We start from the raw sequence: 11,576 nt of genomic DNA on the forward strand, positions 1-11,576 counted from the left end.
TTTTTTAATTCAGCATGAGAGTATTTTTACGTTTTTGCATCTTTTTTATTACCATAAGTATACAAGCGCAAGGTTCTATAAGCGGCAATTTTTCCCCGGCAAAAGATTTTAAATGGCTTATTGCCTATGAGCTCACCTCCAATGGTGAACGCTACAGTAAAGACACCGCTGTTAAAGACGGTGCATTTACCTTAGAAATGCCCTTGACCGCACAGGCAGGCATGTACAGACTAGTTTATGCAGTACCACAAGATGAGTTTTATATTGATATCATCTATGATAAAAAAGAAGAGGTAAAATTCAATTTTGACCTTCAAGATGGGTTGACCATAACCAACTCAATAGAAAATAAATGGTACAATGAATATTTTTCAAAAATAACAACTGCACAAGACCGTTTATTGGAATATTATGAGCTAGGCAAAGATTCAAAAAAAGAATACATGGCCCTTCTTAAAGAGTTACAAACACTACAAGATACATACGAGGAGAACCATGCCAATACTATTGCTCATAAATTCATAAAGGCCAACCGTAGTTATTTGCCCACGGAATATGAGAATCTAGAAACCTTCCTGAAAAATAAAAAACAGCATCATTTTGATCATTTAACTATCAATGATCCTATACTACAGGGCTCTAATTTTTTGACCGATAAATTTGCCAGTTACGTTTTCTCAGCATTACCGGTGAATATTACCACCAAAGAACAATTATTTACAGAAGTCATTAAAAATGTAAATGTTACCGCTTCTAAAATTGCGAATACATCTACAGGTTTTCAAGTAAGATCATTTCACCAATTATGGAATATTGCGGATGCCAACGGTATGGCAGAAGTTCAAGATTACATTTTTAAAAATTATTTGAAAAAAGCAGCAATAGCTAACAATGACCAAAAACTTGTAGATGAACTAGAAATGGCTTCACGATTAAGAATTGGTGCAATATCTCCTAATATAACCTGGGAAATCAATGGTAAGAAGAGATCACTTTCAACCATTGACCCAGCAGAAAACTACTTACTTATTTTTTGGAGCAGCACATGTTCTCACTGTCTAAAAGAACTACCTACACTTCATAAAGAACTTAAAGAATATGAAGATTTAAAGGTAATAGCCGTTGGTTTAGAGGACGATGCCATTAATTGGAAAAAAGTATCTGCCACATTACCTGCATTTAACCACGCCATTGCTTTAGGCAAATGGGAAAGTGATTATGCCAAAACCTTTGGTATTCAAAGTACACCAACCTATTTTATCTTGGATAGCGAAAAGCGATTTTTAGCTAAACCAGAATCTGATAAAGAGGTGGTTGAATTTCTAGAAAATTAAAGAGATTTTAAATCCTTAATAGTTTTGAATGCCATATCTACTTGTTCGTCATTAACAAGAATAGTGAACTCATTGGTTGTAGAAATTACTTCATAAAGTACAATGCCTTCCCAAGCCAAACGCTGAAAAATAAAATAATAAATTCCGGGTACCGAAACATTTTCAGCAGGTAATTTTACCGTTATGGAAGAAAGTTCCTCTGCTTTTTGTGTACATTTTTCATCCTTAAAAAGCTTTTCAACCGTTTTGTCCATCACATTGCTAATAACAATGTTTATTTCGTTAACACCACGGCTAGAGGTATAGAACACATCTTGGTTATCGTTGATCTCTTCAAGAAGCTTAGCTTGGTGCACCAATATTTTGTCCGATGCCAAAAAAGTATAATCGGTCAAAGAAGACCTTACGGTAATCTCACCAATATTCTTTAATACTTTAAGAATTTTGTGGGTTGCTCTAAATTCCAGGTCATCGGACAAGCGTTTTAGTGCCATTACAATTGCACCATTACGAATATCCTTACCTAATTCATGCTCAATTTCTGGTTTTACTATTCTAGATAGCGATGTAAGATTGATGATTCCCTGAGCAAGAGCACTTTGCAAAAATGGTTTTTTCTTGATGTACTCTTCAACGACTGACGATATTGTTTTCATTTTTATAACTGGTTGTTGTGCAAATATAACAACTTGTTATAAATAAAACAAAATGTTTTTATATAAATCTACTAATTAAGTAGATTATTCAAAAATGCAAGAATGCAGATTCTATATGTTCAAGTTGAAATTGTTTGGTATTTTTAAGGATGGTAATAATATCAAATCGAACCTCAACATCCATATTATTCTCGTTAACATAATGGTCAGCTGCCATGACCAATAGTTTTATTTTTTTCGGTGTAACCGTTTCAGCAATATTCTCTAGAAAATCTGAGCTTCTTGATCGGACTTCAACAATGGCCAGCACATCATCCTTTCTAGCGATAATGTCTATTTCCGCCTTTAAGTACCTATAATTTTTGTAGCAAATGACATACCCATTCTTTATAAGGAAGTCTACCGCTAATTGTTCTCCTTCCTTTCCAAATTCGTTATGTTTTCCCATGTAGTAGTGCTCAAATTGTGCAATTCATCGAAAATATAGGAATTTCGACGCCATTATAAGGATAATTCTCGTTATTTGATTCCAGATTATCGAAAATAGATAGTTTTAAATACTATACCAAATTTCGAAACGTTTAGCATAGAAGCCCCAACTCTACGAACGTAATACAAATGCCTATTTTAAGACTATGGAATATTTCATTAATTGTAATACTTCTACTCTTGCTCCGTATACAGCTAATTTAGACCAGCTTAGAGCATCTCATTTATATAGACGATTAGGGTTTAGCGCCTCTGTCGCCACTATAGACCAAGCTACGGGACAAAATGCCGGCACCTTGGTTGATCAGTTGGTTGATGAAGCGTTGAATATGCCCACGATAACTGCTCCTACCTGGGCTACATGGACTAATGCGAATTATCCTGAAGATGATGATGCCAGTAATCAATTAAAGAGAGAACAGAAGAACGAGTTTCAGCTAGCATATGCCAATAGCTTGTTGAACAATAATTTAAGAGATAGGTTAAGCTTTTTTTGGAGTAACCATTTTGTTACGGAATTAGAGGTGTATAACTGCAACTCCTATTTATATGAATATATAGAATGTTTACAAAGAAACTCAATAGGTAATTTTAGAACCTTTACCAGAGAAATAGGGCTTACAAATGCCATGTTGTATTACCTAGATGGTGTATATAACAATGGTAACAACCCCAATGAGAATTATGCAAGGGAGTTGTATGAGCTCTTTACTTTAGGTGAGGGCAACGCTTATACGGAAGAAGATATTATTGAAACTGCCAAGGCTTTGAGCGGTTATGTAGAACGTGGTGAAATTGGTTGTTCTCCAGTAGCCTTTGATGCTACCAAGCACGATGCCGGTAGTAAAACCATTTTGGGCCAAACAGGTAATTGGGGCTATGATGATGTCATCAATATTCTTTTTGAGCAAAGGGCTCCTGAAATAGCCGAATTTATTTGTAGAAAACTATACGAATTCTTTGTTCACCCAGACTCTAGGGATGATGCCAATAACGCACAAGTTATAATCGATGGCATGGCAGCTACTTTAGTCTCCAATGATTTTGAATTAGCACCGGTTCTAAGACTTTTATTCAAGAGTCAACATTTTTTTGATGATGAAGCTATTGGGGTTATTATAAAGAGCCCTGTAGATTTCTATTTTAACACGCTCAACGAATCTGGTTTTGCTTATACCGATACCAATGTAGCCGAAATGGTAAATTATAGCGCATTGCTAAGTCAAGAGATATTTGAACCATTTGATGTTGCCGGTTGGCAAAGAGACCGATCTTGGATCAACACTAATTTTATGATTGGGAGATGGCTTACCATAGAGAGTATTTTAGAGAATTTCTACATGGCCGATAATGAACAATTTAGGTCTTTTGGTTTAGAAATATCCGGTAATGCAGGCTTAACCAGTTCTAACCCAGATGAAGTTGCAAGGCTAATAATCGATTTTATTCTCTCCAAAGGACTTTTAAATGAAGATGAATATGCCAAAGCGTTTACAATTTTCAGGAGTGATGTTGAAGATGTGTATTATGAAGGTGGCAACCAAGAATCTTGGACCTTGGCCACTTGGCCACAAGCACCTTTTCAAGTATATCTACTTTTTCAATATTTAGCGAGACAACCTGAGTTTCAATTAAAATAACACCTACATCTATGTGCAATACACACCATACCCCATTTAAAGGCCTACATCACGAAGGTCATGATGAAGAACATAAAACATGGAGCAGACGCTCTTTTTTACAAGCAATGGGCATTGCGGGATCAGGCTCAATGATGTTAGGTTCCAACATGCTATCAGCTTCTGCCCCATCTGCATTGTCTGCAGCAATTTCGGGCGCGGAAACAGATAATATACTAATACTTATTCGCTTATCTGGCGGTAATGACGGGCTAAGCACCGTTATTCCTATTGAACAATATGATAGTTACGCAAATGCAAGACCCAACATATATATACCAGAAAGTAAAGTACTTAAATTGACCGATGAATTTGGTGTTCCTTCCTATATGAATTCCATTGCCCCAATGTGGGATCAAGGTCAGTTTAAAGCTGTTCATGGTGTAGGATATGAAGGTCAAAGTTTATCACACTTTACAGGTTCAGATATTTTTGCCAATACAGACATAGAAACTACGGGTTTTAGTGGACTAAATACTGGTTGGATGGGTAGGCACTTTGAAAGTATTTACCCAGATTATTTAGTAAATCCGCCAGCAGCACCTGCTGCCATTCAAATTGGACAATTCGGAAGTTTGGTCTTTCAAGGGGACGAAACCAATTATGCCTTTGTCACCTCAAATGTGGATCAATTAGAAGAAATAGCCGAATCTGGTGTAGTCTATGGTCTAGAAGATACCTTGTTCAACAATTGTATGTACGGTGATCAATTAAAGTTCTTAAGAGGTGTTGCCAATACAACCTATGAATATTCAGGCATTATTCACGACGCTTACACACGTGGACAAAACCAAGTTGAATATCAAGATAATAGTTTTGCCCGCCAGCTGGCTCTTATAGCAAGATTGATCAAAGGTAATCTGGGTACTAAGGTTTATATGATTTCTATGGGAGGATTTGATACCCATGGCAATCAACCACAGGCACATGCACGTTTAATGACCAACTTATCTGTAGCCGTAAATAACTTCTATGAAGATATTGCATTTACTCAACAAGATGATAAAGTATTGAGCATGACTTTTTCTGAATTTGGTAGACGTATTTTCGAGAATGGTTCTAATGGTACCGATCACGGTAAGGCCACACCAACATTGTTCTTTGGATCAGGCTTAAACGGTAGTGCTTTTGTAGGTGACCACCCCACTTTAGATGACCCGGACGGAAGAGGTAATTTAGAATATACAATGGATTTTAGAGATCTGTACGCCACGGTATTAGCAGAGTGGCTCTGCGTTGACATTCCATTGGTAGAGGCACATTTATTGAATTACAAACCCTATGTTCCGGTAGATTTAGGTTTTAGTTGTAGTGGAGAACCATTTCCAGATATAGCTTACAGTGATGGTGAAGTTACACCACCGGTACCGCCAGGGGAAGAGGCCGAAACACCTATAACTCCAGACTTATTGAACGCTGTGGTACATAAACCATTCTACCCAACGGATCAGACACCACATATCTACCTAGAAATGCCATTTTCTGCACACGTAGATATTCAACTTTATAATATTTTAGGACAAAAAGTAGGCACCGTTTTCAACGAAATGATGTTAGAAGGTTCTACAGAAATAAATATACGAGAGCGCATGCCCGAACAGTTATCTACAGGTAAATACATCTATAGAATCAATGTACAGAATCAAAAGATGAGTAAATCTGTTATGGTAGCCTAGTTTGTTTCCCACAAATGAAAAAGCCCTATTTGCAACATGTAAATAGGGCTTTTTTTATGTAAGTTTAGAATTGTTCATCTTAGATTCAAATCTTAATTCTTTAATAACCCTATGGTTTTTGTTCTTGTGAACCAAAGCCACATTCTTAATGTTTTTCTCAACGCTCTTTCCTTCTATATCTAACTTTTCTAAACTTTTATCTAGCTTTAGTTTTTTTGAATCACAAACTGCCATACCGTATATATTTTAGTTAAAAAAATAAGTTTTTTCTTACAATAGAACTTTTTTTTATTCGTTTTAGTATATTTTTCAGTAACCTCCCTAATATTTACTTCACTTACCAATCCTATATTGACTATAGTTTCATTAGGACGATAACTTCAATTGCTCGGATATTAGTAATTCTCCCAGCAAATTCAGTATTTTTGTGGCTTAATTTATTTTGATGTCCGATATTAAATCACCCTCTAGATATACGATTACTGCAGCACTACCTTACACAAATGGTCCAATTCATATTGGTCATTTGGCCGGTGTTTATGTGCCTGCAGATATTTACGCCCGTTACTTAAGATCAATAGGTAAAGATGTCGCCTTTGTTTGCGGTAGCGATGAACATGGTGTTGCCATTTCAATGAAAGCTAAAAAAGAAGGCGTTACCCCAAAAGATATTATTGACAAATACCACGCAATAATTAAACAATCCTTTATGGATTTTGGTATTACGTTCGATAATTATTCTAGAACCTCTGCTCCCGTTCATCACAAAACAGCATCGGATTTCTTTACGACACTCTACAAGAAAGGAGACTTCATAGAGGAAACTACAGCCCAATTATATGATGAGGAAGCCCAGCAATTTTTAGCTGATCGTTTTGTAATAGGTACGTGTCCAAAGTGTGGAAATGAAGAGGCATACGGTGATCAGTGTGAAAATTGTGGGTCAAGTTTAAATGCGACGGATTTAATAAATCCGAAGTCGACCATTACCGGAACAGTACCAACCACCAAGGAAACAAAACACTGGTTCTTACCATTGGACAGATATGAGGATTTTCTTAAGGATTGGATATTAAAAGGACATAAGGACGATTGGAAACCAAATGTTTACGGTCAATGTAAATCTTGGATCGATGGTGGCTTAGAGCCAAGAGCTGTCACCAGGGATTTAGACTGGGGTATACCGGTGCCTGTTGAAGGCGGAGAAGGAAAAGTATTATACGTATGGTTTGATGCCCCGATCGGATATATTTCATCTACCAAAGAATGGGCTGCTCGTGAAGGAAAAGACTGGGAACCGTATTGGAAAGATAAAGACACTAAATTGGTGCACTTTATAGGTAAGGATAATATTGTTTTTCACTGTATTATTTTCCCATCCATGCTAAAGGCAGAAGGAAGCTATATTTTACCGGAAAACGTTCCTGCAAACGAGTTCTTGAACTTAGAAGGAAACAAGCTTTCTACATCTAAAAATTGGGCGGTTTGGTTACATGAATATTTAGTGGATTTTCCAGAAATGCAAGATTCGCTACGTTATACACTTACAGCAAACGCACCGGAAACAAAGGATAATGATTTTACTTGGAAAGATTTTCAAGCACGTAACAACAATGAATTAGTTGCCATTTTAGGTAATTTCATTAACAGGGTAGTTGTACTGACCAACAAATATTATGATGGCAAAATACCAGCTACAGGTAGTTTAACCAACGTTGATGCAGAGACACTTGAGCAATTATCAAAATACCCTGAAATCGTTTCAACTTCTATTGAGCGTTACCGTTTTAGAGAAGCTGGTCAAGAATTAATGAACCTTGCCCGTTTGGGGAATAAATATTTAGCCGATGAAGAACCATGGAAGGTCATTAAGGTAGATGAAGAACGCGTAAAAACAATTATGAACGTGGCTTTACAAATAGCTGCAGGTTTAGCTGTTTTAAGTGAGCCATTTTTACCATTTACATCTAATAAATTAAAGAATATTTTAAATCTATCTTCTTCTGGGACTGAGCGTAGCCAAAGTCTTAACTGGAACGATGTTTCTAATAAAAAAGCATTATTGAAGCCTGAACATCAAATAAATAAAGGAGAATTACTTTTCAGAAAAATTGAGGATGCTGAAATACAAACTCAGTTAGATAAATTAGAAGCGACCAAAAAAGCGAACGAGAACGAAAACAAACAAGTAATGCCACAAAAAGATACGATTACCTTTGATGATTTTTCTAAATTGGATATGCGTGTAGGTACCATTATCGAAGCTGAGAAAATAGCGAAGGCCAAAAAGCTTTTAGTACTTAAGGTTGATACCGGATTAGATGTTAGAACCATAGTTTCCGGTATTGCAGAAAGCTTTAAACCAGAAGAAATTGTTGGTAAAAAGGTAACAGTGTTAGTCAACCTGGCACCAAGAGCATTGCGCGGTGTTGAGAGTGAAGGTATGATATTAATGACAGAAAACGCCGATGGAAAATTGGTATTTGTAAATCCTGATGAGGATGGAGTTGGTAATGGATTGACCATTAATTAAACAGAATATATCATTAAAAGCTTTGGTTAATCACCAAAGCTTTTTGTTTTTAGATAAATAGGTCTACACCTTGATTTCAATACCTAATAATGGGTATTTTTAAAAGTTCTAAACGATTTTACATGCAATTACTGCCCTTTATACTTAAACACACCCAACTGCCCGAAAAAGGAATACAGAATACCATTGAGCTTTTAAATGCCGATTGCACCATCCCTTTTATATCAAGATACCGTAAAGAAAAAACCGGAAATTTGGATGAAGTCCAAGTGGGAGCCATTGTTCAATTCAAGGAACAATTTGAAGCGCTTGAAAAACGTAAAAAAGCAATTATAAAAGCAGTTGATGAGCAAGGCGTACTTACAACAGAACTACAACAAAAATTTGAGCGCGCTGAAGACCTTACCCAATTAGAGGATCTTTATTTGCCTTTCAAAAAAAGCAAAAAAACAAAAGCCGAAGTTGCCCGTAAAAACGGACTAGAGCCTTTGGCAAAAATCATTATGGCGCAACGTAATGATGATATTGAGTTTACGGCATCTAAATACCTTAGCAATACTGTAGAAAATGAAGATGATGCTTTAGAAGGTGCGCGTCATATTATTTCTGAGTGGATCAATGAAAGAACAGATATTAGAGCGTCTATCAGATCTCAATTAGCAAGATTTGCCATTATTAGCACCAAAGTGATCGGCACAAAAAAAGATGATGAAAAGGCGCAGAAATTCCGTGATTATTTTGATTGGAGCGAGCCTTTGAACAAATGTCCGTCACACAGATTATTAGCCATACTTCGCGCCGAATCGGAAAAATTCATTCGGGTTAAAATTGAATTGGATGATGAACGATTATTAGACCGAATAGAAAACAGAATTATAAAAACAAATAATGCCTGTGCCCAACAAATTGAAATGGCTTTGACAGATGCCTATAAGAGATTATTGTTTCCTTCTTTATCCAAAGAACTTTTAAAAGCGGCAAAGGAAAAAGCAGACGATGATGCCATTGCTGTATTTTCCAATAATCTGAGACAATTATTATTGGGCGCTCCTTTGGGAGAAAAACGTATACTTGCCATTGACCCCGGTTTTAGAACGGGCTGCAAAGTGGTTTGTTTAGATGCCCAAGGCAATTTGCTACACAATGAAACCATATACCCACATGCACCACAAAACGATGTTGGCGGAGCTATCAAAAAATTAAGCTCATTGGCAAATGCGTATAAAATTGAAGCTATTGCCATTGGCAACGGCACAGCGTCAAGAGAAACGGAACAAGTTGTAAAGAAAGTACTATTCAACGATCCCCTTGAAGTTTTTGTAGTGAGCGAAGCTGGTGCCTCTATCTATTCCGCATCTAAAATTGCGCGAGAAGAGTTTCCCAATTATGATGTTACCGTACGTGGCGCCGTTTCTATTGGTAGGCGCTTGGCTGATCCACTTGCGGAACTGGTAAAAATAGACCCTAAATCTATTGGTGTAGGGCAATACCAACATGATGTAGATCAAAACAAGCTAAAAACTTCGTTAGATACGGTAGTTGAAAGTTGTGTGAACTCCGTCGGCGTAAATATCAATACTGCCAGTGTTCCACTATTAAGTTATGTATCTGGTATTGGTCCTAAATTAGCGGAGAATATTGTAAGCCAAAGAAAGGAAAAAGGAGCTTTTAAAAGCCGAAAAGATATTATGGATGTTCCTCGTTTAGGCGGCAAAGCGTTTGAACAAGGGGCGGCATTTCTACGTATTAAAGATGCTGAAAATCCGCTTGACGATTCTGCCGTTCACCCAGAGAGTTACGCTATCGTAAAACAAATGGCAAAAGATAAAGGAACCGAAATTCTTTCCTTGATTGGCAACAAAACGCTTCTTAAAGACATAGACTTACAAAAATATTGCACCGCCGAAGTTGGACTCCCTACCCTGGAGGATATACGTTCAGAACTTGAAAAGCCTGGACTGGACCGCAGGGAAAAGGCAAAAGTGTTCACCTTTGACCAAACTATTAAATCGATCACCGATCTACACAGTGGGCAATTACTACCAGGTATTGTAAACAACATTACCAACTTTGGGTGTTTTGTGGATATAGGTATTAAGGAAAGCGGATTGATCCATGTTTCAAATCTTTCGGACAGCTTCGTTAAAGATGTTAACGAGCATGTTCATTTACACCAACAAATTATTGTAAAGGTATTAGATGTTGATGTTTCAAGAAAACGAATTCAATTGAAGCTTCACAAATAGAAATGTAATGCTAAAAATAGCCTATCATCCTATTTACAAACATCCATTGCCAGAAGGGCACCGGTTTCCAATGCTAAAATATGAACTGCTACCACAGCAACTTATTCATGAAGGCACATGTACCGAGGCTAATTTCTTTGAGCCAGAAATACCAAATGACAAGTATATTGTAGCGGTACACGATCCTGAGTATTTCTATGATTTATTGAACATTATGATTTCGCCAAAAATGGCACGGAAAATAGGTTTTCCGCTATCAGAAGAACTGGTGGAACGAGAACGTATTATTGCTGATGGTACCATAAAAGGTTGTGAATATGCATTGAAAAATGGCATTGCCATGAATATAGCCGGTGGCACCCACCATGCTTATAGCGACCATGGTGAAGCCTTTTGCATGCTGAACGATCAGGCTATTGGCGCAAGATATTTACTGAATAAAGGGCTGGCGAAAAAAATTCTCATTGTTGATCTAGATGTGCACCAAGGCAACGGAACGGCAGAAATATTTCAAAATGATGAATCGGTTTTTACGTTCTCCATGCATGGAGCCGGTAACTACCCGTTCAAAAAAGAAGAATCTGACCTTGATATTGCCCTACCTAAAGGAACCAACGATGAAACCTATCTTTCTATTTTAAAGAAAGAATTACCTAGGCTAATTGAAAACATACAACCAGATTTTATCTTTTATCTATGTGGCGTAGATATTCTTGAGAGTGACAAATTAGGAACTTTAGGTTTAACTTTAGAAGGATGCAAAAAACGGGACGAGTTTGTTCTAAGCACTTGCCATAGACTAAAAATACCCGTACAATGCAGCATGGGTGGTGGTTACTCTCCTGATATCAAAATCATAGTTGAAGCGCATGCAAATACATTTAGAATAGCACAGCGTCTATATTTTTAATGTCTTTTCAATAGTAATAGGATCAAACATTGTTCTAATTTCACTATATTCTA

Annotated in this window: 9 protein-coding genes; 6 read left to right on the forward strand and 3 right to left on the reverse strand. The window is 36.9% G+C overall.

Going from position 1 to position 11,576, the window contains the following annotated elements; genetic code table 11:
- Nucleotides 1-14 precede the first annotated feature (14 nt).
- Nucleotides 15-1,334 (forward strand): TlpA family protein disulfide reductase, encoded by a 1,320-nt coding sequence (locus tag I600_RS09245; RefSeq protein WP_058104142.1) that lies wholly within the window; start codon nucleotides 15-17, stop codon nucleotides 1,332-1,334.
- Here I600_RS09245 and I600_RS09250 read toward each other — a convergent pair.
- Complete coding sequence (locus I600_RS09250) at nucleotides 1,331-1,990, reverse strand: hypothetical protein (protein ID WP_058104143.1); 660 nt, start codon at nucleotides 1,988-1,990, stop codon at nucleotides 1,331-1,333. The genes I600_RS09245 and I600_RS09250 overlap by 4 nt on opposite strands.
- Nucleotides 1,991-2,078: 88 nt before the next feature.
- On the reverse strand, nucleotides 2,079-2,438 hold the full coding sequence (locus I600_RS09255; protein ID WP_058104144.1) for a YraN family protein: 360 nt from the start codon (nucleotides 2,436-2,438) through the stop codon (nucleotides 2,079-2,081).
- A gap of 187 nt (nucleotides 2,439-2,625) precedes the next feature.
- Here I600_RS09255 and I600_RS09260 point away from each other — a divergent pair, with 187 nt between their 5' ends.
- Both I600_RS09260 and I600_RS09265 read left to right on the forward strand, forming a co-directional pair.
- Complete coding sequence (locus I600_RS09260) at nucleotides 2,626-4,119, forward strand: DUF1800 domain-containing protein (RefSeq protein WP_058104145.1); 1,494 nt, start codon at nucleotides 2,626-2,628, stop codon at nucleotides 4,117-4,119.
- 11 nt (nucleotides 4,120-4,130) lie between these two features.
- Nucleotides 4,131-5,834 carry a DUF1501 domain-containing protein gene (locus tag I600_RS09265; RefSeq protein WP_058104146.1) on the forward strand — a complete coding sequence of 568 codons (1,704 nt, stop codon included), beginning with the start codon at nucleotides 4,131-4,133 and terminating at the stop codon, nucleotides 5,832-5,834.
- 54 nt (nucleotides 5,835-5,888) lie between these two features.
- On the opposite strand, the gene I600_RS09270 is transcribed toward I600_RS09265, so the two are convergent.
- Entirely contained in the window at nucleotides 5,889-6,068 is a 180-nt protein-coding gene (locus I600_RS09270; RefSeq protein WP_058104147.1) for a hypothetical protein, read from the reverse strand.
- Between the two features lie 211 nt (nucleotides 6,069-6,279).
- Between I600_RS09270 and metG the strand changes: the two genes are divergently transcribed.
- The 3 genes from metG to I600_RS09285 all read left to right on the forward strand — a co-directional run bounded on the left by metG (nucleotide 6,280) and on the right by I600_RS09285 (nucleotide 11,523).
- Nucleotides 6,280-8,367 carry a methionine--tRNA ligase gene (gene metG / locus I600_RS09275; protein WP_058104148.1) on the forward strand — a complete coding sequence of 696 codons (2,088 nt, stop codon included), beginning with the start codon at nucleotides 6,280-6,282 and terminating at the stop codon, nucleotides 8,365-8,367.
- A 122-nt stretch (nucleotides 8,368-8,489) separates the two neighbouring features.
- Nucleotides 8,490-10,613 (forward strand): Tex family protein, encoded by a 2,124-nt coding sequence (locus I600_RS09280; RefSeq protein WP_058104149.1) that lies wholly within the window; start codon nucleotides 8,490-8,492, stop codon nucleotides 10,611-10,613.
- A gap of 7 nt (nucleotides 10,614-10,620) precedes the next feature.
- A complete protein-coding gene (locus tag I600_RS09285) occupies nucleotides 10,621-11,523 on the forward strand; it encodes a histone deacetylase family protein (protein ID WP_058104150.1) in 903 nt (300 codons plus the stop codon).
- Nucleotides 11,524-11,576: the final 53 nt, after the last annotated feature.

The organism is Maribacter dokdonensis DSW-8, from assembly GCF_001447995.1.
Lineage (GTDB): Bacteria > Bacteroidota > Bacteroidia > Flavobacteriales > Flavobacteriaceae > Maribacter > Maribacter dokdonensis.